Annotated in this window: 22 protein-coding genes; 16 read left to right on the forward strand and 6 right to left on the reverse strand. The window is 72.6% G+C overall.

The features are described 5' to 3' along the window. The first annotated feature begins 58 nt into the window (after positions 1 to 58). From ABZ576_RS22970 to ABZ576_RS22985, 4 genes are all read left to right on the forward strand, one after another. The gene (locus tag ABZ576_RS22970; protein WP_360743740.1) at positions 59 to 1,681 is read left to right on the forward strand and encodes an acyl-CoA carboxylase subunit beta; all 1,623 of its coding nucleotides are present in this window, start codon (positions 59 to 61) and stop codon (positions 1,679 to 1,681) included. 23 nt (positions 1,682 to 1,704) lie between these two features. After that, complete coding sequence (locus tag ABZ576_RS22975) at positions 1,705 to 1,917, forward strand: acyl-CoA carboxylase epsilon subunit (protein WP_360743743.1); 213 nt, start codon at positions 1,705 to 1,707, stop codon at positions 1,915 to 1,917. 132 nt (positions 1,918 to 2,049) lie between these two features. Next, on the forward strand, positions 2,050 to 2,178 hold the full coding sequence (locus ABZ576_RS22980; RefSeq protein WP_360743746.1) for a hypothetical protein: 129 nt from the start codon (positions 2,050 to 2,052) through the stop codon (positions 2,176 to 2,178). A gap of 32 nt (positions 2,179 to 2,210) precedes the next feature. After that, positions 2,211 to 2,828 carry a nucleoside triphosphate pyrophosphatase gene (locus ABZ576_RS22985; protein ID WP_360743749.1) on the forward strand — a complete coding sequence of 206 codons (618 nt, stop codon included), beginning with the start codon at positions 2,211 to 2,213 and terminating at the stop codon, positions 2,826 to 2,828. On the opposite strand, the gene ABZ576_RS22990 is transcribed toward ABZ576_RS22985, so the two are convergent. Then, positions 2,800 to 3,384 (reverse strand): hypothetical protein, encoded by a 585-nt coding sequence (locus tag ABZ576_RS22990; RefSeq protein WP_360743752.1) that lies wholly within the window; start codon positions 3,382 to 3,384, stop codon positions 2,800 to 2,802. The genes ABZ576_RS22985 and ABZ576_RS22990 overlap by 29 nt on opposite strands. 364 nt (positions 3,385 to 3,748) lie before the next feature. Between ABZ576_RS22990 and ABZ576_RS22995 the strand changes: the two genes are divergently transcribed. Then, a complete protein-coding gene (locus ABZ576_RS22995; protein ID WP_360743756.1) occupies positions 3,749 to 5,521 on the forward strand; it encodes a biotin carboxylase N-terminal domain-containing protein in 1,773 nt (590 codons plus the stop codon). A 155-nt stretch (positions 5,522 to 5,676) separates the two neighbouring features. Here the strand turns inward: ABZ576_RS22995 and ABZ576_RS23000 are convergent, their stop codons facing one another. Both ABZ576_RS23000 and ABZ576_RS23005 read right to left on the reverse strand, forming a co-directional pair. Next, the gene (locus tag ABZ576_RS23000; RefSeq protein WP_360743759.1) at positions 5,677 to 6,618 is read right to left on the reverse strand and encodes a DeoR/GlpR family DNA-binding transcription regulator; all 942 of its coding nucleotides are present in this window, start codon (positions 6,616 to 6,618) and stop codon (positions 5,677 to 5,679) included. Positions 6,619 to 6,784: 166 nt separating this feature from the next. Beyond that, entirely contained in the window at positions 6,785 to 8,233 is a 1,449-nt protein-coding gene (locus ABZ576_RS23005) for an NAD(P)H-quinone dehydrogenase (RefSeq protein ID WP_360743762.1), read from the reverse strand. Positions 8,234 to 8,329: 96 nt separating this feature from the next. On the opposite strand from ABZ576_RS23005, the gene ABZ576_RS23010 reads away from it, so the two are divergent. The 3 genes from ABZ576_RS23010 to ABZ576_RS23020 all read left to right on the forward strand — a co-directional run bounded on the left by ABZ576_RS23010 (position 8,330) and on the right by ABZ576_RS23020 (position 11,956). Further along, positions 8,330 to 8,767, forward strand: a complete 438-nt coding sequence (locus tag ABZ576_RS23010; RefSeq protein WP_360743765.1) for a gamma-glutamylcyclotransferase — start codon at positions 8,330 to 8,332, stop codon at positions 8,765 to 8,767. A gap of 132 nt (positions 8,768 to 8,899) precedes the next feature. Beyond that, a complete protein-coding gene (locus ABZ576_RS23015; protein WP_360743768.1) occupies positions 8,900 to 9,724 on the forward strand; it encodes a purine-nucleoside phosphorylase in 825 nt (274 codons plus the stop codon). A 585-nt stretch (positions 9,725 to 10,309) separates the two neighbouring features. Then, entirely contained in the window at positions 10,310 to 11,956 is a 1,647-nt protein-coding gene (locus tag ABZ576_RS23020; RefSeq protein WP_360743771.1) for a phospho-sugar mutase, read from the forward strand. Between the two features lie 98 nt (positions 11,957 to 12,054). Here the strand turns inward: ABZ576_RS23020 and ABZ576_RS23025 are convergent, their stop codons facing one another. Further along, positions 12,055 to 12,756, reverse strand: coding sequence for a PH domain-containing protein (locus ABZ576_RS23025; protein WP_360743774.1), 702 nt, complete (start codon positions 12,754 to 12,756; stop codon positions 12,055 to 12,057). A 135-nt stretch (positions 12,757 to 12,891) separates the two neighbouring features. Between ABZ576_RS23025 and deoC the strand changes: the two genes are divergently transcribed. From deoC to ABZ576_RS23040, 3 genes are read left to right on the forward strand one after another with little or no spacing between them, the layout of a single operon-like run. Then, a complete protein-coding gene (gene deoC, locus ABZ576_RS23030) occupies positions 12,892 to 13,848 on the forward strand; it encodes a deoxyribose-phosphate aldolase (protein WP_360743887.1) in 957 nt (318 codons plus the stop codon). 6 nt (positions 13,849 to 13,854) lie between these two features. Further along, on the forward strand, positions 13,855 to 15,285 hold the full coding sequence (locus tag ABZ576_RS23035; RefSeq protein ID WP_360743777.1) for an aldehyde dehydrogenase family protein: 1,431 nt from the start codon (positions 13,855 to 13,857) through the stop codon (positions 15,283 to 15,285). After that, positions 15,278 to 16,165: an aldehyde dehydrogenase family protein gene (locus tag ABZ576_RS23040; RefSeq protein ID WP_360743780.1), complete on the forward strand. Its 888-nt coding sequence runs from the start codon at positions 15,278 to 15,280 to the stop codon at positions 16,163 to 16,165. Before ABZ576_RS23035 ends, ABZ576_RS23040 begins: the two co-directional genes overlap by 8 nt. Positions 16,166 to 16,246: 81 nt before the next feature. Here ABZ576_RS23040 and ABZ576_RS23045 read toward each other — a convergent pair whose 3' ends face one another. Then, positions 16,247 to 16,648, reverse strand: a complete 402-nt coding sequence (locus tag ABZ576_RS23045; RefSeq protein WP_360743783.1) for a hypothetical protein — start codon at positions 16,646 to 16,648, stop codon at positions 16,247 to 16,249. 127 nt (positions 16,649 to 16,775) lie between these two features. Here ABZ576_RS23045 and ABZ576_RS23050 point away from each other — a divergent pair, with 127 nt between their 5' ends. After that, positions 16,776 to 17,411: a uridine kinase gene (locus ABZ576_RS23050; protein ID WP_360743786.1), complete on the forward strand. Its 636-nt coding sequence runs from the start codon at positions 16,776 to 16,778 to the stop codon at positions 17,409 to 17,411. 232 nt (positions 17,412 to 17,643) lie between these two features. Here ABZ576_RS23050 and ABZ576_RS23055 read toward each other — a convergent pair whose 3' ends face one another. Beyond that, the gene (locus ABZ576_RS23055; RefSeq protein WP_360743789.1) at positions 17,644 to 18,369 is read right to left on the reverse strand and encodes a SigE family RNA polymerase sigma factor; all 726 of its coding nucleotides are present in this window, start codon (positions 18,367 to 18,369) and stop codon (positions 17,644 to 17,646) included. A 242-nt stretch (positions 18,370 to 18,611) separates the two neighbouring features. Between ABZ576_RS23055 and afsQ1 the strand changes: the two genes are divergently transcribed. The 4 genes from afsQ1 (at position 18,612) to ABZ576_RS23075 (ending at position 22,176) form a co-directional block, all read left to right on the forward strand. Then, entirely contained in the window at positions 18,612 to 19,289 is a 678-nt protein-coding gene (gene afsQ1 / locus ABZ576_RS23060; RefSeq protein ID WP_106980762.1) for a two-component system response regulator AfsQ1, read from the forward strand. Continuing rightward, the gene (locus ABZ576_RS23065; protein WP_360743791.1) at positions 19,286 to 20,884 is read left to right on the forward strand and encodes a HAMP domain-containing sensor histidine kinase; all 1,599 of its coding nucleotides are present in this window, start codon (positions 19,286 to 19,288) and stop codon (positions 20,882 to 20,884) included. Before afsQ1 ends, ABZ576_RS23065 begins: the two co-directional genes overlap by 4 nt. Beyond that, the gene (locus tag ABZ576_RS23070; protein WP_360743794.1) at positions 20,881 to 21,495 is read left to right on the forward strand and encodes a hypothetical protein; all 615 of its coding nucleotides are present in this window, start codon (positions 20,881 to 20,883) and stop codon (positions 21,493 to 21,495) included. The genes ABZ576_RS23065 and ABZ576_RS23070 overlap by 4 nt, the downstream gene beginning before the upstream one ends. A 114-nt stretch (positions 21,496 to 21,609) precedes the next feature. Further along, positions 21,610 to 22,176 (forward strand): VanZ family protein, encoded by a 567-nt coding sequence (locus tag ABZ576_RS23075; RefSeq protein ID WP_360743797.1) that lies wholly within the window; start codon positions 21,610 to 21,612, stop codon positions 22,174 to 22,176. Positions 22,177 to 22,222 lie beyond the last annotated feature (46 nt).

Here is a 22,222-nt window from a genome sequence, read left to right on the forward strand (position 1 = left end):
ACTACTCTACGAACGAGTAACCGTCCCCCCTTTTGAGCAGGCAGGGAGCCGCATCCCGATGTCCGAGCCGGAAGAGCGTCACGAGATCCAAGAGATCGACATTCACACGACCGCGGGGAAGCTCGCGGATCTCCAGCGGCGCATCCACGAGGCGACGCACGCCGGCTCGGAGCGCGCCGTCGAAAAGCAGCACGCCAAGGGCAAGCTGACGGCCCGTGAGCGGATCGAGCTGCTGCTCGACGAGGACTCGTTCGTGGAGCTGGACGAGTTCGCCCGGCACCGCTCGACCAACTTCGGCCTGGAGAAGAACCGCCCGTACGGCGACGGGGTCGTCACCGGGTACGGCACGATCGACGGCCGCCCGGTGGCCGTGTTCTCCCAGGACTTCACGGTCTTCGGCGGCGCCCTCGGCGAGGTCTACGGCCAGAAGATCGTCAAGGTGATGGAGTTCGCGCTGAAGACCGGCTGCCCGGTCATCGGCATCAACGACTCCGGCGGCGCGCGGATCCAGGAGGGCGTGGCCTCCCTGGGCGCGTACGGCGAGATCTTCCGCCGCAACACCCTCGCCTCCGGTGTCATCCCGCAGATCAGCCTGGTCGTCGGCCCCTGCGCGGGCGGCGCGGTGTACTCGCCGGCCATCACCGACTTCACGGTCATGGTCGACCAGACCTCGCACATGTTCATCACCGGCCCCGACGTCATCAAGACCGTCACCGGCGAGGACGTCGGCTTCGAGGAGCTGGGCGGCGCCCGCACCCACAACTCCGCCTCCGGCGTGGCCCACCACATGGCGGGCGACGAGAAGGACGCCATCGAGTACGTCAAGCAGCTGCTGTCGTACCTGCCGTCCAACAACCTCTCCGAGCCCCCGGTCTTCCCCGAGGAGGCCGACCTCACCCTCACCGACGAGGACCGGGAGCTGGACACGCTCGTCCCGGACAGCGCCAACCAGCCGTACGACATCCGCACGGTGGTCGAGCACGTCCTGGACGACGCCGAGTTCTTCGAGACGCAGGCGCTGTTCGCGCCCAACATGGTCACCGGCTTCGGCCGGGTCGAGGGGCGCCCGGTCGGTGTGGTCGCCAACCAGCCGATGCAGTTCGCCGGCTGCCTGGACATCGACGCCTCCGAGAAGGCCGCCCGCTTCGTGCGGACCTGCGACGCCTTCAACGTGCCCGTGCTGACCTTCGTGGACGTGCCCGGCTTCCTGCCCGGCGTGGACCAGGAGCACACCGGCATCATCCGGCGCGGCGCCAAGCTGATCTACGCCTACGCCGAGGCCACGGTCCCCCTGATCACCGTCATCACCCGCAAGGCGTTCGGCGGCGCGTACGACGTCATGGGCTCCAAGCACCTGGGCGCCGACCTCAACCTCGCCTGGCCCACGGCCCAGATCGCCGTCATGGGCGCGCAGGGCGCGGTCAACATCCTGCACCGCCGCACCCTCGCCGAGGCGGAGGCGAACGGCGAGAACCCCGAAAACGCGGAGGCCGTCCGGGCGCGCCTGATCCAGGAGTACGAGGACGCCCTCCTCAACCCCTACGTCGCGGCCGAGCGCGGCTACATCGACGCCGTGATCATGCCGTCCGACACCCGCGCCCACATCGTCCGCGGGCTGCGTCAACTGCGCACCAAGCGGGAATCCCTGCCTCCGAAGAAGCACGGCAACATCCCCCTCTAGGCCCCGCGGACCCTGGGAGCGTCATGAACATCAAGGTCGTACGAGGCAATCCGACCCCGGAGGAGCTGGCCGCCGCCCTGGCGGTGGTCCGCGCCCGCGCCGCGGCGGCGGCCGTCGTGCCGTCCGGCGCGGAGAGCGGCCCGAGGGACGCGTGGTCCGACCCCTCGCGGATCGCGGCGGCGCGCGTGCCCCGGCCGGGTCAGGCGTCCTGGACGCGCACCTACTGGCCCGGCTAGGCGGAGCCGGCGGGCCGGCGGGCCCACGCCACCGGCCCGGCCGGGCGGAGCCGGCGGCCCGGCCGGCACGGTGCGCCGAATTGAGTACCCCTACTCAGGCGCCCCGGCCCGCCCGGGCCGCACGCTGGTGGGGTGCTGTGGTCAGACCCCGAGAACGAGCCGCCGGAAGAACTGCGCGACATGCAGAACATGCTTCGGCGGCTCGGTCTCGTCATGGCCCTGGCCATGGTCCTGTTCATGATCGTCAGCGGTCTGAGGTGAGCCGGCCCGCGCACCCTGACTAACCTGGCCGCATGACTGCTGAACGCCGCAGGCGACTCGTGCTCGCCTCCCAGTCCCCCGCCCGGCTGGGCCTGCTCCGGCAGGCCGGTCTGGCCCCCGAGGTGATCGTGAGCGGTGTCGACGAGGACGCCGTCACCGCCCCCACCCCGGCGGAGCTGGCGCTCGCCCTGGCCGAGGCGAAGGCGTCGGTCGTGGCGGCCCGGCCGGAGGTGCAGGGCGCCCTGGTGATCGGCTGCGACTCGGTGCTCGAGCTGGACGGGCAGGCGCTCGGCAAGCCGGCCGACGCCGAGGAGGCCACCGCCCGCTGGAAGACCATGCGCGGCCGGGCCGGTGTACTCCAGACGGGTCATTGTGTGTGGGACACGCAGGCCAAGCGGTACGTGTCGGCGACCGCCTCCACCGTCGTCCGGTTCGGTGACCCGAGCGACGCGGAGATCGCCTCCTACGTGGCCTCCGGAGAGCCCCTCCACGTCGCCGGCGCCTTCACCCTGGACGGCCGTTCGGCGCCGTTCATCGAGGGCATCGAGGGCGACCACGGCAACGTGATCGGCATCAGCCTGCCGCTCGTCCGCCGGCTCCTCGCGGAACTGGGTGTGGGCATCACGGAGTTGTGGTCGCCGGAGCGGTGATCTGGGCGGGGACGGAGTCCTGCGGCTCGTCGTCCCCGTCCCGCGGCTCGTCCGTACCGCCGCCTGCCGGCGCGCCGGCGGCGGGGGCCGTGCCGGGCTCGGCCCGGTCCGCCGGCCCCTCCCCCGCCCCGGGCGCACCGCCGGCCGCGGCGCGCTCCGGGCCGCGGCCGCGGTCGTACGTCATCAGGAGCAGCACGATCAGCCCGAGCACGGCCACCATGAACAGGAACGCCGTCCAGCCGACCAGGCCCCAGACGAAGGCGCCGAGCAGCCCGTGCACCACGGCGGCGCTGACCAGCAGGACGCGGCCGAAGCCGGCCGGGGCGCGGTCGCGTACCGCGACGAGCACCGCCACCAGCGCGCACAGCGCGAAGTAGAGCCCGAAGACGACCCCGCCGACCTTCGAGGACGTCGCCATGACGTCCGGGTCGAGACCGGCGAGCGACATGTCCTGCCGGTCGACGACCACCCCGAGGAACCAGTTGAGCGCGGCGACGAGGACGGCCTCCGCGAGGAGGACGACCGCCACCACCCATGCCACCGGTCTGCGCACCACCGGCCCCCACCCACTCTCACACCATCAGCCTGTTACCTCAGGTACGTCCGGGACAGCGCGAACGCTACTAACGGGTAAACCCTGGGACAAGGGTTCGGGCGGCAGCAAAGAATCATTGGGCCATTCGTAGGGACTCGACAAAGAAACAGAGTGGGCCGCAGCACGCTCTCACAGAGACCTTGGCCACATGACAGGGCTAGGGTTTTCCGAAGGAGTCCTGCGTACCGAGGTGCGACATGGGCTTTCTCTGGTCGAGCGGGCCTCGCATCACGCTCCGTGTGGGCAAGCTCACCACTGGGGACGGGTCGAAGTGCCGTGTCGGCAGTCCCTAAACTCGGCTTGTTTCAAGGAGGGAGCCTCAATCGTGCGCAAGGTGCTCATCGCCAACCGTGGCGAAATCGCTGTCCGCGTGGCCCGGGCCTGCCGGGACGCCGGGATCGCGAGCGTGGCCGTCTACGCAGACCCCGACCGGGACGCTCTGCACGTCCGCGCCGCGGATGAGGCGTTCGCCCTGGGCGGTGACACCCCGGCCACCAGTTACCTGGTCATCGACAAGATCCTGAACGCGGCGCGCGAGTCGGGGGCGGACGCCGTCCACCCCGGCTACGGCTTTCTCTCGGAGAACGCCGACTTCGCGCAGGCCGTCCTGGACGCCGGCCTGATCTGGATCGGCCCGCCGCCGCAGGCCATCCGGGACCTGGGTGACAAGGTCGCCGCCCGGCACATCGCCCAGCGCGCCGGCGCGCCCCTGGTCGCCGGCACCCCCGACCCGGTGTCGGGTGCGGAGGAGGTCGTCGCCTTCGCCCGGGAGCACGGCCTGCCGATCGCCATCAAGGCCGCCTTCGGTGGCGGCGGACGCGGCCTGAAGGTCGCCCGGACCCTGGAAGAGGTCCCCGAGCTGTACGAGTCCGCCGTCCGCGAGGCGGTGGCCGCCTTCGGCCGCGGCGAGTGCTTCGTCGAGCGCTACCTGGACCGGCCGCGGCACGTGGAGACCCAGTGCCTGGCCGACAAGCACGGCAACGTGGTCGTCGTCTCGACGCGTGACTGCTCCCTCCAGCGCCGGCACCAGAAGCTGGTGGAGGAGGCCCCGGCACCGTTCCTCTCCGAGGAGCAGGTCGCCGAGCTGTACCGCGCCTCCAAGGCCATCCTGAAGGAGGCCCGCTACGAGGGCGCGGGCACCTGTGAGTTCCTGGTCGGCCAGGACGGCACCATCTCCTTCCTGGAGGTCAACACCCGCCTCCAGGTGGAGCACCCGGTGACCGAGGAGGTCGCCGGCATCGACCTGGTCCGCGAGATGTTCCGCATCGCCGACGGCGAGGAGCTGGGCTACGGCGACCCGGTGCTGCGCGGTCACTCGTTCGAGTTCCGCATCAACGGCGAGGACCCGGGCCGCAACTTCCTGCCGGCCCCCGGCACGGTCACCCGGTTCGACCCGCCGTCCGGCCCCGGCGTCCGGCTGGACGCCGGCGTGGAGTCCGGCTCGGTCATCGGCCCGGCCTGGGACTCGCTGCTCGCCAAGCTGATCGTGAGCGGCCGCACCCGCAAGGAGGCCCTGGAGCGGGCCGCCCGCGCGCTGGAGGAGTTCCAGGTCGAGGGCATGGCCACCGCGATCCCGTTCCACCGCGCGGTCGTCAGGGACCCGGCGTTCGCCCCCGAACTGACCGGCTCCGAGGCGCCCTTCACGGTCCACACCCGCTGGATCGAGACCGAGTTCGTCAACGAGATCAAGCCGTTCGCCGCTCCCGCCGACGCCGAGGCCGAGGAGGAGCTGGGCCGCGAGACGGTCGTCGTCGAGGTCGGCGGCAAGCGCCTGGAAGTCTCGCTGCCGGCGTCCCTGGGCATGAGCCTGGCCCGCACGGGCCTGGCGGCCGGTGCCAAGCCCAAGCGCCGCGCGGCCAAGAAGTCCGGCCCGGTCGCCTCCGGCGACACCCTCGCCTCGCCGATGCAGGGCACGATCGTCAAGATCGCGGTCGAGGAGGGCCAGGAGGTCAAGGAGGGCGACCTGGTCGTCGTCCTGGAGGCCATGAAGATGGAGCAGCCCCTGAACGCCCACAAGGCGGGCACCATCAAGGGCCTGAGCGCCGAGGTCGGCGCGTCCATCACGTCGGGCGCCGCGATCTGCGAGATCAAGGACTGACCCGGACCGACCCGGACGGTTTTGTCCGCCCACGCCCGGTGTACCGGCTCCCGGTACGCCGGGCGTGGCGTTTCTCCGGTGCCGGCTCCGGGGGCTTCGTGAACGAGGCGCTCGCACCGCACGCCGGGCTCCCGGCGCCCGGGGGCGCCGGGGGGTCAGCGGCGGCGCAGGTCGGCGACGCGCCCCCGGTCGGAGGCGGCCTGGTCGCCCAGGCCCGTGGTCGAGCGGAGGGCGGAGGAGCCCGGTACGTGCCCCCTGCGCGGTCCCGGCAGAGCGCGTCGCGCCGCCGGGACCTGGTCACCCCCCGGGTTCCCGCTCGCCCCCGCCACGGCGATCTGCACCCCCTGGTCGGCGAGCGCCTGCAACTCCGTCGCGGCACGGTCGTCGTGGGCGGGCGGCTCGTCGGTGACCAGCCGGGTGATGAGGTCCGTCGGCACCGTCTGGAACATCGTGTCCGTGCCGAGCTTGGTGTGGTCGGCGAGGACCACGACCTCGGCGGCGGCCTGGACGAGAGCCCGGTCGACCGATGCCGAGAGCATGTTGGACGTGGACAGGCCGCGCTCGGCGGTGAGGCCGCTCCCGGAGAGGAACGCCTTCGACACGCGCAGCCCCTGGAGGGACTGTTCGGCGCCGGAGCCGACGAGGGCGTAGTTGGAACCGCGCAGGGTCCCCCCGGTCATCACGACCTCCACCCGGTTGGCGTGGGCCAGCGCCTGGGCCACCAGCAGGGAGTTGGTGACCACCGTCAGGCCCGGCACGCGCGCGAGCCGGCGGGCCAGCTCCTGCGTGGTCGTACCGGCCCCGACCACGATGGCCTCGCCCTCTTCGACGAGGCCGGCGGCGAGGTCGGCGATGGCCGTCTTCTCGGCGGTCGCGAGGTGGGACTTCTGGGGGAAGCCCGACTCGCGCGTGAACCCGCCCGGCAGTACCGCACCGCCGTGCCGGCGGTCGAGGAGTCCTTCTGCCTCCAGTGCGCGCACGTCCCGCCGTACGGTCACTTCGGAGGTCTGGACGACGCGGGCGAGTTCACGGAGCGACACGGCACCGTTCGCTCGCACCATTTCGAGGATCAATTGGCGACGTTCAGCAGCGAACACGAAACTGACAGTAACCCCAGCGACCGTCTGGTTTCAGCAGTTTGCGCCGAATAACAGATGTTGTTCGCATGAGGGGGCGGGAAGTGGTATAGGACCCACCCGCCCCGACTATGCCGTACGCACACGCCACGATCCCCCGTGACCAGCGGCGATGCCGGACGGACCGTCAGCCCTCCGCGCTCGCCTTGCGCGTGTGCAACTGCCGGGCGACTTCCGCGATCGACCCCGAAAGGGAGGGGTACACGGTGAAGGCGTTCGCGATCTGTTCGACCGTCAGATTGTTGTCGACGGCGATCGAGATGGGGTGGATCAGTTCCGAGGCGCGGGGCGCGACGACGACACCTCCGACGACGATCCCGGTGCCCGGCCGGCAGAAGATCTTCACGAAGCCGTCCCGGATGCCCTGCATCTTCGCGCGCGGGTTGCGCAGCAGGGGCAGCTTGACGACCCGGGCGTCGATCTTGCCGGCGTCCACGTCCGCCTGCGTGTAGCCGACGGTCGCGATCTCGGGGTCGGTGAAGACGTTCGACGAGACCGTCTTCAGGTTCAGCGGGGCCACCGCGTCGCCGAGGAAGTGGTACATGGCGATACGTCCCTGCATGGCGGCGACGGACGCGAGGGCGAAGACACCGGTGACGTCGCCGGCCGCGTACACGCCCGGGGCGGTCGTCCGCGAGACCTTGTCGGTCCAGATGTGACCCGACTCGCGCAGCTTGACGCCGGCCTCCTCCAGGCCCAGGCCCGCGCTGTTCGGGATGGCGCCGACGGCCATCAGGCAGTGGCTGCCGGTGATGACCCGGCCGTCGGCCAGCGTCACCTCGACCCGGTCGCCGACGCGCTTGGCGGACTGCGCGCGGGAGCGGGCCATGACGTTCATGCCACGGCGCCGGAAGACGTCCTCCAGGACGGCGGCCGCGTCCGGGTCCTCGCCGGGCAGCACGCGGTCCCGGGACGACACCAGGGTGACCTTCGACCCGAGGGCCTGGTAGGCGCCGGCGAACTCGGCACCGGTGACACCGGAGCCGACCACGATCAGCTCTTCCGGCAGCTCGGTGAGGTCGTAGACCTGGGTCCAGTTCAGGATGCGCTCGCCGTCGGGCTGGGCGTCGGGCAGCTCGCGCGGGTGTCCGCCGGTGGCGATGAGGACGGCGTCGGCGGTGAGGGTCTCCTCGGTGCCGTCGGCGGCGGTGACGACGACCTTCCGGGAGCCGTCGAGGGCCTGCATGCCGTCCAGCCGGCCACGGCCGCGCATGACCCGGGCGCCGGCGCGGGTGACGGAGGCGGTGATGTCGTGCGACTGGGCGAGCGCGAGGCGTTTCACACGCCGGTTGACCTTGCCGAGGTCGACCCCGACCACCCGGGCGGACTGCTCCAGCGGCGGGGTGTCGTCGGCCACGATGATCCCCAGCTCCTCGTAGGAGGAGTCGAAGGTGGTCATCACCTCGGCCGTAGCGATAAGCGTCTTCGACGGCACGCAGTCGGTCAGTACCGACGCTCCGCCCAGACCGTCGCAGTCGACGACGGTCACCTCCGCACCGAGCTGGGCGGCCACCAGCGCCGCCTCGTATCCGCCGGGTCCGCCACCGATGATCACGATCCGAGTCACGTACTCCATTGTCCCGCACGCTTCAAGGTGCTACTGCCCGGGGGCGCCACGAGGTCACTCCGGGGACGCCGGGGGCTTGGGGGGCGGCTGCCGTACCCTCTCCCCATGTCGCTCTATGCCGCGTACGCCGGCAACCTCGACGCGCGCCTGATGTCCCGCCGCGCCCCGCACTCCCCGCTGCGCGCCACCGGCTGGCTCAACGGCTGGCGGCTGACCTTCGGCGGCGAGCACCTGGGCTGGGAGGGCGCGCTGGCGACGATCGTCGAGGACCCGCTGGCCCAGGTCTTCGTCGGCCTGTACGACATCGCCCCCATGGACGAGGAGTCGCTCGACCGGTGGGAGGGCGTGGGGCTCGACATCTACCGGCGGATGCGCGTACGCGTGCACACCCTGGACGGCGAGGAGTCCGCCTGGACGTACGTCCTCAACGCCTACGAGGGCGGCCTGCCCTCGGCGCGTTACCTGGGGGAGGTCGCCGACGCGGCGGAGTCGGCGGGGGCACCGCACGATTACGTGATGGAGCTCCGCAAGCGCCCCTGCTGACCGCTTCACCCCGCCTGCCTGCGCTTTTCCCTCTCCTCGCGCAGCGTTTGGCAAAACCCACAAGACAACGAACACACTTCCGTCGGCTCTGGCATCTACGCGCGTAGGCGAAGACCGGTTACCCTCGTCGGCGTGAACGCATCTCTTCTTCCGGACGACATCCAGGGCGACCCGTACGCCGCCGCCGACGCCGCCGCCGCGCGCCTGCGCGTACTCACCGGCGCCGAGACCCACGACGTCGCCCTCGTGATGGGCTCCGGCTGGGCTCCGGCCGTCGACGCCCTGGGCGCACCCGACGCCGAGTTCCAGGTCACCGAGCTGCCCGGCTTCCCGCCGCCGGCCGTCGAGGGGCACGGCGGCAAGATCCGCTCGTACTCCTTCGGTGACAAGCGGGCCCTGGTCTTCCTGGGCCGCACGCACTACTACGAGGGCCGTGGCGTCGCCGCCGTCGCCCACGGCGTGCGCACCGCCGTCGCGGCCGGCTGCAAGACCGTGGTCCTCACCAACGGCTGCGGCGGCCTGCGCGAGGGCATGCGCCCCGGCCAGCCGGTGCTGATCAGCGACCACATCAACCTCACGGCGACCTCCCCGATCGTCGGCGCCAACTTCGTCGACCTGACGGACCTGTACTCGCCGCGCCTGCGCGCCATGTGCAAGGAGATCGACTCCACGCTGGAGGAGGGCGTCTACGCCCAGTTCCCCGGCCCGCACTACGAGACCCCGGCCGAGATCCGCATGGCCCGCGTGATCGGCGCGGACCTGGTCGGCATGTCGACGGTCCTCGAGGCCATCGCCGCGCGCGAGGCCGGCGCCGAGGTCCTGGGCATCTCCCTGGTCACCAACCTGGCCGCGGGCATGACCGGCGAACCCCTCAACCACGAGGAGGTCCTCCAGGCGGGCCGCGACTCGGCAGCCCGCATGGGCCAGCTGCTGACCCAGGTACTGGGCAGGATCTGACCACACCCGCCCGCCCGCACACCCGTCCCGGCGCACACCCGTCCCGGCGCACACCCGTCCCGGCGCACACCCGTCCCGGCGCTGGCCCGCTCCGGAGCGGGGCCGCGGCGCGGGCGTGCGGCGCGGGCCTGCGGCGCGGGCCTGCGGCGCGGGCCTGCGGCGCTTCGGCGTGAGCGGGGGCGTGAGCGCGGACGCGTCGGCGTGGGCGTGCGGCGCTTCGGCGTGAGCGAGGACGCGTCGGCGTGGGTGCGGGACGTTTCCGCGTGACCACGCGACGCTACGGCGTGGGCCGCAAGGCGCGTGCGCGTTTCATCGGCGCGTACGGGCCGCCGTCGGCTTCGGGCCGGGGAGGCTCGTCGGCGCCGGGCGCGTACGGGCCGTCGGCGGCTTCGGTCGGCGGGGTGCGGCGGTCGCGGTCGGCCCGCGCCAGGCGCGTTGGGCGGGTGCCGCTGCCGGGAACGGTGGCGTGGGCCCGCTCGTCCGCTTCCCAGCCGACCGAGTCGGGTGGCGGGTGGGCGGAGGAACGGGGGTCCGGGGGCGGAGCCCCCGGCCGGACCAGGCAAACACAGAGAGGTTGATCCCAAGGTGCACGACGATCTCATCGCCCGGGCCAGGACCTGGCTCGCCGAGGACCCGGACCAGGAGACCCGCGAGGAACTGGCCCAGCTGATCGACGCCGGAGACGTCGAGGAGCTGTCGGCCCGCTTCAGCGGCACCCTCCAGTTCGGCACCGCCGGCCTGCGCGGCGAACTCGGTGCCGGCCCCATGCGCATGAACCGCAGCGTCGTCATCCGCGCCGCCGCCGGCCTCGCCGCGTACCTGAAGAAGAACGGCACCCCCCACGGGGACGGCGCCGCCGGCCTCGTCGTCATCGGCTACGACGCCCGCCACAAGTCCGCCGACTTCGCCCGCGACACCGCCGCCGTGATGACCGGCGCCGGCCTGCGCGCCGCCGTACTCCCGCGCCCGCTGCCCACCCCCGTCCTCGCCTACGCGATAAGGCACCTCGGCGCGGTCGCGGGCGTGGAGGTCACCGCCAGCCACAACCCGCCCCGGGACAACGGCTACAAGGTCTACCTCGGCGACGGCTCCCAGATCGTGCCGCCCGCCGACGCGGAGATCGCCGCCGAGATCGACGCGATCGCCTCGCTGCACGACGTACCCCGCCCGGACGCCGGCTGGGAGACCCTGGACGACGCGGTCCTGGACGCCTACCTGGCCCGTACGGACGCCGTCCTGGCCGAGGGCTCCCCGCGCACCGCCCGCACGGTCTACACGGCCATGCACGGCGTCGGCAAGGACGTCCTGCTGGCCGCCTTCGCCCGGGCCGGCTTCCCCGAGCCGGTGCTGGTCGCCGAGCAGGCCGACCCGGACCCGGACTTCCCGACGGTCGCCTTCCCGAACCCGGAGGAGCCGGGCGCGATGGACCTGGCGTTCGCGCGGGCCCGCGCGAGCGAGCCGGACCTGGTCATCGCCAACGACCCGGACGCCGACCGGTGCGCGGTGGCCGTCAGGGACGGCGGCGACTGGCGCATGCTGCGCGGGGACGAGGTCGGCGCCCTGCTCGGCGCCCACCTGGTCCGGCGCGGCGCCCGGGGCACCTTCGCCGAGTCCATCGTCTCCTCCTCCCTGCTCGGCCGGATCGCCGGGAAGGCGGGGCTGCCGTACGAGGAGACGCTGACCGGCTTCAAGTGGATCGCCCGGGTGGACGGCCTGCGCTACGGCTACGAGGAGGCCCTCGGCTACTGCGTGGACCCGGAGGGCGTGCGCGACAAGGACGGCATCACGGCCGCGCTGCTGATCACCGAGCTCGCGTCGGTGCTGAAGGAGGAGGGCCGCACCCTCCTCGACCTGCTGGACGACCTCGCCGTGGAGCACGGCCTGCACGCCACCGACCAGCTGTCGGTCCGCGTCCAGGACCTGTCGCTGATCGCGGACGCCATGCGGCGGCTGCGCGAGCAGCCGCCGACCGAGCTGGCCGGCCTGCCCGTCACCCGGGCCGAGGACCTGACCCGGGGTACGGACACGCTGCCGCCGACGGACGGCCTGCGGTACACCCTCGACGGCGCCCGGGTGATCGTCCGCCCGAGCGGCACCGAGCCGAAGCTGAAGTGCTACCTGGAGGTCGTCGTACCGGTGGCCGGCCACGCCGGCCTCCCGGCCGCCCGCACCCGCGCCACCGAGCTGCTGGCCGCGGTCAAGCGTGACCTCGCGGCGGCTGCCGGCATCTGACCGGATGCGCCGGGCCGGGGCCGTCCCGCCCACAAGCCGGACGGCCCCGGCCCGCCGGGCCCGGCGGCCCCGGCGGGACGTCCCGCCCCGCGTCCCGCCTAGCCCACAGCCAGCAGGATCGCCAGCAGCACCGCCCCGGCGACCGCCGGCGCCGCCACCTCGTAGGCCCAGCGCACGGTGACCTCGCCCGGTACCGTCTCCTTCTCCCCGTGGCGCTCCAGCATCTCCCGCAGGTCGTCGATGACCTGGTCGGTCGCCGCCCGGGTCGGCCCGGCGTCCGCACCGCGCAGGCTGAAGCCGCCGAGGCCGAGGCCGCTCGGCGCGAGTCCGCCGGTGCTGCCGCCCGGCGTCACACCCCGGGCCGCGTCCGCCGCCGCCCGCTGCTGCCGACGGGCCGCCTTCTTGCGGGCGCGCAGCGAGACGGGGACGGCCCACAGCTGGTACTTGCCGCCGGACTTGGTCACGACCTCGTTGGAGTAGCCGGAGCGCAGCCCGGCGACCTCGCTCCAGGGCAGGGTGATGACCCGCAAGGGGTTGCGGACGCGCAGCCGGTCCTCGTTGGCGAAGACCGCCGGGCGGAGCGTGAAGGCGGTCACCAGCGGCACGACCAGGATCATCCCGGCCAGCGCCAGCCACGGCGTCCGGCCGTCGCCCTGGATCAGCGCGTCGAAGCCCAGCCAGAGGACGACCACGAGCAGCAGCACGCCGCCCGCGAGGCCCAGGGGCGAGCGGTAGACGCGGTCCCGGCCGGCGGGCGCGGGAGGCTGTGACGCGGGTGACGGGTGGTCCTGGGTGGTCATGGCCCGATTCTGCACGACGCCGCCCGGGGCGCGGTCACACGCCCGGCAACCGGCGCTCATCCGTGATCTCCGCGGCGTGGACGAGCGGCGGGGGTGTACAGCCGCTACGCGCGTAGATATGCTCGTCTGGTGACCATGCCCACCTCTGCACCCACAGCACCCGCTCTCGCCGGCGTCACCGCGTCCGACAGCACGCTGCGCCGCTTCCTGCATGGGCTGCCCGGCGTCGACGCGGTCGGCCTGGAGGCTCGCGCCGCGGCTCTCGGCACCCGTTCCATCAAGACCACCGCGAAGGCGTACGCCATCGACCTCGCCATCTCGATGGTCGACCTGACGACGCTGGAAGGCGCGGACACCCCGGGCAAGGTCCGGGCGCTCGGCGCCAAGGCGGTCCACCCCGACCCCACGGACCGCACGACCCCGGCCACGGCCGCGGTCTGCGTCTACCCCGACATGGTGGCCGCCGCCAAGGAGGCCGTCGCCGGCTCGGACGTGAAGGTCGCCTCGGTGGCCACCGCCTTCCCGGCCGGCCGCGCCGCCCTCGGCGTGAAGCTGGCCGACGTCCGCGACGCGGTCGCCGCCGGCGCCGACGAGATCGACATGGTCATCGACCGTGGCGCGTTCCTCGCCGGCCGGTACCTGAAGGTGTACGACGAGATCGTCGCCGTGAAGGAGGCGTGCGGCAGCGCCCGGCTGAAGGTCATCTTCGAGACCGGCGAGCTGTCGACGTACGACAACATCCGCCGCGCCTCCTGGCTCGGCATGCTGGCCGGCGCCGACTTCATCAAGACCTCCACCGGCAAGGTCGCCGTCAACGCGACCCCCGCCAACACCCTGCTCATGCTGGAGGCGGTCCGCGACTTCCGGGCCCAGACCGGCGTCCAGGTCGGCGTGAAGCCCGCCGGTGGCATCCGCACCACCAAGGACGCGATCAAGTTCCTGGTCCTGGTGAACGAGACCGTGGGCGAGGACTGGCTGGACAACCACTGGTTCCGCTTCGGCGCCTCCTCGCTGCTGAACGACCTGCTGATGCAGCGGCAGAAGCTGGCCACCGGCCGCTACTCCGGTCCCGACTACGTGACGGTGGACTGATCCCCCATGGCATTCGAGTACGCACCCGCCCCCGAGTCCCGCGCGATCGTCGACATCGCGCCCTCCTACGGCCTGTTCATCGACGGCGAGTTCACCGAGGCCGCCGACGGCAAGGTCTTCAAGACGGTCTCGCCGTCGACGGAGGAGGTCCTCTCCGAGGTCGCCCAGGCCGGCGCCGACGACGTCGACCGCGCGGTGCGGGCCGCCCGCGCGGCGTTCGGGAAGTGGTCGGCGCTGCCCGGCTCCGAGCGCGCCAAGTACCTGTTCCGCATCGCCCGCATCATCCAGGAGCGCAGCCGCGAACTGGCCGTCCTGGAGACTCTGGACAACGGCAAGCCGATCAAGGAGACCCGCGACGCGGACCTCCCGCTGGTGGCCGCCCACTTCTTCTACTACGCGGGCTGGGCCGACAAGCTCGGCCACGCCGGTTTCGGCGCCGACCCGAAGCCGCTGGGCGTGGCCGGCCAGGTCATCCCGTGGAACTTCCCGCTGCTGATGCTGGCGTGGAAGATCGCCCCGGCGCTGGCGACCGGCAACACGGTCGTGCTGAAGCCGGCGGAGACCACTCCGCTGAGCGCCCTGTTCTTCGCGGACATCTGCCGCCAGGCCGGCCTGCCCAAGGGTGTCGTCAACATCCTCCCGGGCTACGGCGACGCGGGTGCCGCGCTGGTCGCGCACCCGGACGTGAACAAGGTCGCCTTCACCGGCTCCACCGCCGTCGGCAAGGAGATCGCCCGCACGGTCGCCGGCACGCGCAAGAAGCTCACCCTCGAACTGGGCGGCAAGGGCGCCAACATCGTCTTCGACGACGCCCCGGTCGACCAGGCCGTCGAGGGCATCGTGAACGGCATCTTCTTCAACCAGGGCCAGGTCTGCTGCGCGGGCTCCCGCCTGCTGGTCCAGGAGTCGGTCCACGACGAGGTGCTGGACGCCCTCAAGCGCCGCCTGTCCACGCTCCGCCTCGGCGACCCGCTGGACAAGAACACCGACATCGGCGCGATCAACTCCGCCGAGCAGCTGGCCCGGATCACCGCGCTGGCCGAGCGGGGCGAGGCGGAGGGCGCCGAGCGCTGGTCCCCGGCCTGCGAGCTGCCGGAGAGCGGCTACTGGTTCGCCCCGACGCTCTTCACGAACGTCACCCAGGCCCACACCATCGCCCGTGACGAGATCTTCGGCCCGGTGCTGTCGGTCCTCACCTTCCGCACGCCGGACGAGGCCGTCGCCAAGGCGAACAACACCCAGTACGGCCTGTCCGCGGGCATCTGGACCGAGAAGGGCTCCCGGATCCTGGCCGTCGCGAACAAGCTGCGCGCCGGTGTCGTCTGGTCCAACACGTTCAACAAGTTCGACCCGGCCTCGCCGTTCGGCGGCTACAAGGAGTCGGGCTTCGGCCGCGAGGGCGGCCGCCACGGCCTGGAGGCGTACCTCGATGTCTGACGCACGACTTTCCGTCTTCAAGACCTACAAGCTGTACGTGGGCGGCAAGTTCCCGCGTTCCGAGAGCGGCCGGGTGTACGAGGTGAGCGACGCGAAGGGCAACTGGCTGGCGAACGCCCCCCTCTCCTCCCGCAAGGACGCGCGGGACGCGGTCGTGGCCGCGCGCAAGGCGTTCGGCGGCTGGGCCGGCGCCACGGCGTACAACCGCGGTCAGGTCCTCTACCGCGTCGCGGAGATGCTGGAGGGCCGCAGGGAGCAGTTCGTCCGGGAGGTCGCGGACGCGGAGGGCCTGTCGAAGCCGAAGGCGGCGGCGGTCGTGGACGCCACGATCGACCGCTGGGTGTGGTACGCGGGCTGGACGGACAAGATCGCCCAGGTGATCGGCGGCGCCAACCCGGTGGCGGGCCCCTACTTCAACCTCTCCTCCCCCGAGCCGACCGGCGTGGTCGCCGTCCTGGCCCCGCGGGAGTCGTCCTTCCTCGGCCTGGTGTCGGTCGTGGCCCCGGTGATCGCCACCGGCAACACGGCGGTCGTGATCGCCTCCGAGAAGGCCCCGCTGCCCGCCCTGTCCCTGGGCGAGGTGCTGGCCACCTCCGACGTCCCGGGCGGCGTGGTCAACGTCCTGTCCGGCCGTACGGCGGAGCTCGCGGCTCCGCTGGCCGCGCACCAGGACGTCAACGCGATCGACCTCGCGGGCGCGGACGAGACGCTGGCGAAGGAGCTGGAGATCGCGGCGGCCGACAACCTGAAGCGCGTGCTGCGTCCACAGGCTGTGGACTACTTCGAGACGCCCGGCATCGACCGGATGACGGCGTTCCTGGAGACGAAGACGGTCTGGCACCCGACGGGGTCGCTGGGGGCGTCCGGTTCCTCCTACTGACCGGGCCCGGTGGGGACCCGCCGCCGGCCGCGGGTCCGCCGCGGCCGGCCGCGCGGTTCCCCGCGCCCCTTCGGGGTGCGCTCAGCGCCCCAGGGAGCCCAGGGCCTGGCCCAGCACCGGCACGCTGCCCAGCGACGGGGCCTGGGCCAGGGGGCGGGTCAGGGTCTGGGAGCCGATCGGCTTGAAGTCGGCCAGCTGGGTGCCCACGCCGTTGTCCAGCGGGTCGACGCCGGTGCCCGCGAGCGGGTTGGGCTTGAGACCGGCGACCGGGCCGGTGACGTAGCCGACCATGCCCGTCACGGCGCGCAGGCCGGCCTGCGCGTCGATGTTGCCGAGTCCGGCGGGCCGGTAGTTGACGCCGACCCCGGGGATCGATTCGGCGGAGGCCGTGGCCGCGCCCGCGCCCAGTGCCGCTCCGGCGGTGGCGAGAGCGATCAGGGCGCGCTGCGCGGTGGGGTACTGGGGGGAGGTGTGTCGGGCCATCGCTGGTGCCACCTTCTGGTGCGCAGGGTAATGAGGTCGACACGTAGGGTAGTTGAGTGGAGACTCACGCTCAAAAGCCGACCCGCGGGGTCGGCAGCACGGCTCCCATGCGTCAAACTGGTGTTCCGTGAGCCTTCATCCCCCGTCCCCCGCCCGTGTCGTGCTGCTGTGCGGCCCCTCGGGCTCGGGCAAGTCCCTCGTCGCCGCCCGTTCCGGGCTTCCCGTCCTGCGTCTGGACGACTTCTACAAGGAGGGCGACGACCCGACCCTGCCCCTGGTGGAGGCGAGTTCGGACATCGACTGGGACCACCCGGGGTCCTGGGACGCGGACGTCGCCGTCGAGGCCATCGCCCGGCTGTGCGCCACGGGCGAGACGCCGGTGCCGGTGTACGACATCGCGCTGAGCGCCCGTACCGGCGAGCAGACGCTCGGCATCGGCCCCGCCCCGCTGTTCATCGCGGAGGGCATCTTCGCCGCCGAGATCGTCGAACGCTGCCGGGAACGGGGTCTGCTCGCGGACGCCCTGTGCCTGACCCGCGGTCCGGTCACCACCTTCCGGCGGCGCTTCCTGCGCGACCTGAAGGAGGGCCGCAAGTCGGTGCCGTTCCTGCTGCGCCGCGGCTGGCGGCTGATGCGCGACGAGCGCTCGATCGTCTCCCGCCAGGTGTCCCTCGGCGCGCACCCCTGTGACCTGGACGAGGCGCTGGACCGGCTGGCGGCGGCCGCGGCCGGCCGTCCGGTACGGCAGCACACGGCGGCCTGAGCGCCGTACCGGCACCCGTCGGGGGACGTGGGCGGCGGGCACGCGAAACGGGACCGGCAGGGCCCCCCGGCCCGTCCAGTCCCGTTCCTCTGCGCTCCCCCGTGTCCCCCCGTGGGCCCACCCCCCGGTGGTCCCCGTTCTTCCCGGAGGCCCACCCCCCAGTGGGCCCCGGTTCCTCCCCCGTTCCCCCCGCTTCCCCTCTCGGGGTCTCCCCCCCGGTGACCCCTGGCCCTCAGGCGACCAGTTCGCCGAAGGCGTCCTCCTCGTCACGGCCGAAGCTGAGGACCTCGTCCTCGCGCAGCCGGCGCAGCGACCGCCAGATGCTGGACTTCACCGTGCCGACACTGATGCCGAGGATGTCGGCGATCTCCGGGTCCGTGCGGCCCTCGTAGTAGCGCAGGACCAGCATGGTGCGCTGGAGTTCGGGCAACCGGGCCAGCGCCTGCCAGAGGACCGCGCGCAGCTCGGTGCCGCGCATCGCGTCCGTCTCGCCGGGCGTCTCCGGCAGTTCCTCGGTCGGGTACTCGTTGAGCTTGCGGCGCCGCCAGGCGCTGATGTGCAGGTTGGTCATGGTGCGGCGGAGGTATCCGCCGACCGCCGCCTTGTCGCTGATCCGGTCCCACGCCTTGTACGTCGAGAACAGCGCGCTCTGCAGCAGGTCCTCGGCCTCGAAGCGGTCGCCGGTCAGGTGGTAGGCGGTGGCGTACAGGGAGGCGCGGCGCTCCTGGACGTAGGCGGTGAACTCCGCCTCGGTCAGCGCGCGGCGCTCCCCCGAGCCCTCCCTGTACGCGGTCTCCCCCGTGTGCGCGTCAACCACCGTCATATAGGCGGTGTGCTGACGCCCGGTGCCGCGAGCGCACCCCCGCCCGCTCACGGCACCGGACTTCTCGGATCCCCGGTGCACGTCGTGCAGACGCGTGACCACTGCGCTGGTGCTCATGCCGTGCAGCGTGTTCATCTCGCGCTCCCCGTCGTGGACTTCCGGTGAATCGGGCCTTGCCCGGGCCGGCTCCCGTCCGGCCGCCTGCCCGTGACCAAAAGACTGCCGGGGTGACTTCATGGCCGTGTCCGCCGACTGTCACAGACCTGTCACAGGGGTTCCGGCCAGGGCCGTCACAGCCTGTGCACAGGTCATGGCGCCGGCGACGGGCTGGTGCCGGCAGGTCGTACGGCGGCCCCTCCATGGGCCAGAATGAGCGCGTGCCTTCCCTGTTGCTGATCGAGGACGACGACGCCATCCGTACGGCCCTGGAGCTCTCCCTGACGCGCCAGGGACACCGGGTGGCCACCGCTGCCAGCGGCGAGGACGGTCTGAAGCTGCTGCGTGAGCAGCGGCCGGACCTGATCGTGCTGGACGTGATGCTGCCCGGCATCGACGGGTTCGAGGTGTGCCGGCGCATCCGGCGCACCGACCAGCTGCCGATCATCCTGCTGACCGCGCGCAGTGACGACATCGACGTCGTGGTCGGTCTCGAGTCGGGGGCCGACGACTATGTCGTCAAGCCGGTGCAGGGGCGGGTGCTGGACGCCCGGATCCGGGCCGTGCTGCGGCGCGGGGAGCGCGAGTCCAGCGACTCGGCGACCTTCGGCAACCTCGTCATCGACCGGTCGGCGATGACCGTCACGAAGAACGGCGAGGACCTCCAGCTGACCCCGACCGAACTGCGGCTGCTGCTGGAACTGAGCCGGCGTCCCGGTCAGGCGCTGTCCCGGCAGCAACTGCTGCGGCTGGTCTGGGAGCACGACTACCTGGGCGACTCCCGCCTGGTGGACGCGTGTGTGCAGCGGTTGCGCGCCAAGGTCGAGGACGTGCCGTCGTCACCGACCCTGATCCGTACCGTCCGTGGTGTCGGCTACCGCCTGGACGCGCCTCAGTGACCGATACGCAAGGGGGGCTGCGCGGCTGGGCCGCGGGGCGCACGGGAAGTCTGTCGCGGCTGCGGTTCACCAGCCTCAGACTGCGACTGGTACTGGTCTTCGGTCTGGTCGCGCTCACCGCCGCGGTGTCGGCGTCGGGCATCGCCTACTGGCTCAACCGGGAGGCCGTGCTCACCCGCGCCCAGGACGCGGTGCTGCGCGACTTCCGCCAGGAGATGGAGAACCGCGCGGGGGCGCTGCCCGCGCACCCGACGCAGGACCAGCTCCAGCGCGCGGCGGGCCAGATGGCCGCCAGCAGCCAGCGCTTCAGCGTGCTGCTGGTCGCCGAGGACGCCGACGGCAAGACGGTGTACGGGAACTCGGGCGGCATCAACGGCTTCTCGCTGGAGGACGTGCCCGGTTCGCTGCGCACGGCCGTGAACAAGAAGCAGAAGGTGAGCGACTCCAACAAGGAGCCGTACCACCTGTACTGGCAGCGGGTCACGGACCAGGGCACGCCCTACCTGGTGGCCGGCACCCGCGTGATCGGCGGCGGCCCGACGGGCTACATGGCGAAGTCCCTGGAGCCGGAGGCGAAGGACCTCAACTCGCTGGCCTGGTCGCTGGGGATCGCCACCGGACTCGCGCTGATCGGCGCCGCGCTGCTCGCGCAGGCCGCCGCCACGACCGTGCTGAAACCGGTGCACCGGCTCGGCGTGGCCGCGCGGCGGCTCGGCGAGGGAAAGCTGGACACCCGGCTGCGGGTGTCCGGCACCGATGAACTCGCCGACCTCTCCCGGACGTTCAACAACGCCGCCGAGGCGCTGGAGCACCGGGTCGCGGAGATGGCCGCGCGGGACGATGCCTCACGCCGTTTCGTGGCCGACATGAGCCATGAACTGCGTACGCCGCTCACCGCCATCACCGCCGTCACGGAGGTGCTGGAGGAGGAGCTGGAGGCCGAGACCGGGAGCATGGACCCGATGATCGAGCCGGCCGTCCGGCTGGTGGTCAGCGAGACCCGGCGGCTGAACGACCTGGTCGAGAACCTGATGGAGGTCACCCGCTTCGACGCGGGGACCGCCCGGCTGGTCCTGGACGACGTGGACCTGGCCGACCAGATCACCGCGTGCGTCGACGCCCGTGCCTGGCTGGACGCGGTGGAGCTGGACGCCGAGCGCGGCGTCCACGCCCGCCTGGACCCGCGCCGCCTGGACGTCATACTGGCCAACCTGATCGGCAACGCGCTCAAGCACGGCGGGTCGCCGGTGCGGGTGTCGGTGACCGTGGCCGACGGCGACGTGGTGATCGCGGTCCGCGACCACGGGCCCGGCATCCCCGAGGACGTCCTCCCGCACGTCTTCGACCGCTTCTACAAGGCGAGCGCCTCCCGGCCGCGCTCGGAGGGCAGCGGGCTCGGCCTCTCCATCGCCCTGGAGAACGCCCACATCCACGGCGGGGAGATCACCGCCGCGAACTCGCCGGAGGGCGGCGCGGTCTTCACGCTCCGGCTGCCCCGGGACGCCTCACGGCTGACCGAGGAAGCCGGTGAGGACACCGGGAACGCCAAGGACACCGAGACCGGACAGGACAGACCAGGAGAGGAGGGGTCATGACCGTACGACGCCTGCTGGCGCTGCCCCTCCTCGGCGCGCTGCTCACCGGCTGCGGGATCCGGCCCACGGAGGTACCGACCGACTTCGGGCCGGCGCCGTCCCGGGTGCCGTGCTCGCTGACCGCGACCGACCAGTCCGCGCAGTCCTCGCGCGGGGTGCCGGTACAGGTCTTCCTGCTGTGCGGCGCGTCCCTGGTGGCCGTCGACCGCACCGTGCGGGTCCCGGAGGGCACCCCGGACGCCCGGCGCCGGGTGATCGTGGCGCAGGGGCTGCTCGACCAGCTCGCCGCGGCGCCCTCGGCCGCGGAGCGCTCCGCGGGCTACACGACCTACGTGCCGGGCGGCACGAACGTCACCGGGCCCGCCCCGAAGGACCCCGAGGACACGCTGCGGCTGAGCACGCCTCCGTCGCGCCTGACCGCCTACGCCCTGGCCCAGCTGGTGTGCACCCTGTCCGACTCGGCGGCGACGGAGGGCGACGGCTCGGTGATCCTGGGCGGCCCGGCCGGCGGCCCCGACAGCGGCCCGCCGCGGCGGTACGAGTGCACGGACGAGGTCCGCGACCACCCGGGCTCGACCCAGCCGCCGTCCAGCGAGGTCACGGACGGCTGAGGCGGCCCGGCGCGCGGCCGCGGACGGTCCGCGTCCGGGGGCCGTGGCACGGGGTGCCCGGCCAAAAGCTTCCATGGCGGAACCAATCGTGCCGGGCCCCGCGTCTAGGGGGTCGTGCAGCGTCAAGGCTCCATCGGCGGCGGCAGCGCCGCGATCCGCGTCCGTGTGACAGGGGGTGTCCTCCTCGTCGCCCACCTCGCCCTCGTCGCCTGGCTGATGCTGCGTCCCCTGGACGTCCCCTGGGTGATGCCCCCGAACCTGCGGCCCCTGGCCGGCATCCGGGCCGAGCTGGCGCTGGGCTGGCCGCAGGCCGCCAGACCCCTCGGCGAGGGGCTCGCGCTGCTCGCGCCGCTCGGCGTGCTGCTGCCGATGGCGCACGGCAGGCTCACGGTCTCCCCGCTCGCGTCCCTGGCCCGTACGGCCGCGGCCGGCGCCCTGCTCTCCCTCGGCATCGCCCTGCTCCAGACCGGCGTCCCGGGCCGGGTCGTGGACGTCGACTCGCTGCTGCTGAACACGGCGGGCGTCGTCCTGGCCCACCTGGCCGTCGTGCCGGCGGGCCGGGCCTGGCTGCGGCGGCGGGGCGTGCGGGAGCCCGGTGCGGCCGGAGCGGCGGTCACCGTGCAGGAGGAGCTGTCTCAGGGCCGTACCCCGACGATTCCCAGGGTCGGTATCGCCCCGTAGAGCGATGCTTCGTCCCCTTCGTCTCCGTACCGTGGAAGTCAGTCGA

Source organism: Streptomyces sp. NPDC013455 (assembly GCF_040632975.1).
In the GTDB taxonomy this organism is placed as follows: domain Bacteria; phylum Actinomycetota; class Actinomycetes; order Streptomycetales; family Streptomycetaceae; genus Streptomyces.

What these genes read in the sequence shown, in the direction of transcription:
- ABZ576_RS23040 (WP_360743780.1), top strand. Translation starts at nt 15,278, where the DNA reads ATGTCTGACGCACGACTTTCCGTCTTCAAGACCTACAAGCTGTACGTG.
- ABZ576_RS22970 (WP_360743740.1), top strand. Translation starts at nt 59, where the DNA reads ATGTCCGAGCCGGAAGAGCGTCACGAGATCCAAGAGATCGACATTCAC.
- ABZ576_RS23070 (WP_360743794.1), top strand. Translation starts at nt 20,881, where the DNA reads ATGACCGTACGACGCCTGCTGGCGCTGCCCCTCCTCGGCGCGCTGCTC.
- ABZ576_RS23045 (WP_360743783.1), bottom strand. Translation starts at nt 16,648, where the DNA reads ATGGCCCGACACACCTCCCCCCAGTACCCCACCGCGCAGCGCGCCCTG.
- ABZ576_RS23005 (WP_360743762.1), bottom strand. Translation starts at nt 8,233, where the DNA reads ATGGAGTACGTGACTCGGATCGTGATCATCGGTGGCGGACCCGGCGGA.
- ABZ576_RS23010 (WP_360743765.1), top strand. Translation starts at nt 8,330, where the DNA reads ATGTCGCTCTATGCCGCGTACGCCGGCAACCTCGACGCGCGCCTGATG.
- ABZ576_RS23035 (WP_360743777.1), top strand. Translation starts at nt 13,855, where the DNA reads ATGGCATTCGAGTACGCACCCGCCCCCGAGTCCCGCGCGATCGTCGAC.
- ABZ576_RS23025 (WP_360743774.1), bottom strand. Translation starts at nt 12,756, where the DNA reads ATGACCACCCAGGACCACCCGTCACCCGCGTCACAGCCTCCCGCGCCC.
- ABZ576_RS22975 (WP_360743743.1), top strand. Translation starts at nt 1,705, where the DNA reads ATGAACATCAAGGTCGTACGAGGCAATCCGACCCCGGAGGAGCTGGCC.
- ABZ576_RS23055 (WP_360743789.1), bottom strand. Translation starts at nt 18,369, where the DNA reads ATGAACACGCTGCACGGCATGAGCACCAGCGCAGTGGTCACGCGTCTG.
- ABZ576_RS22985 (WP_360743749.1), top strand. Translation starts at nt 2,211, where the DNA reads ATGACTGCTGAACGCCGCAGGCGACTCGTGCTCGCCTCCCAGTCCCCC.
- deoC (WP_360743887.1), top strand. Translation starts at nt 12,892, where the DNA reads ATGCCCACCTCTGCACCCACAGCACCCGCTCTCGCCGGCGTCACCGCG.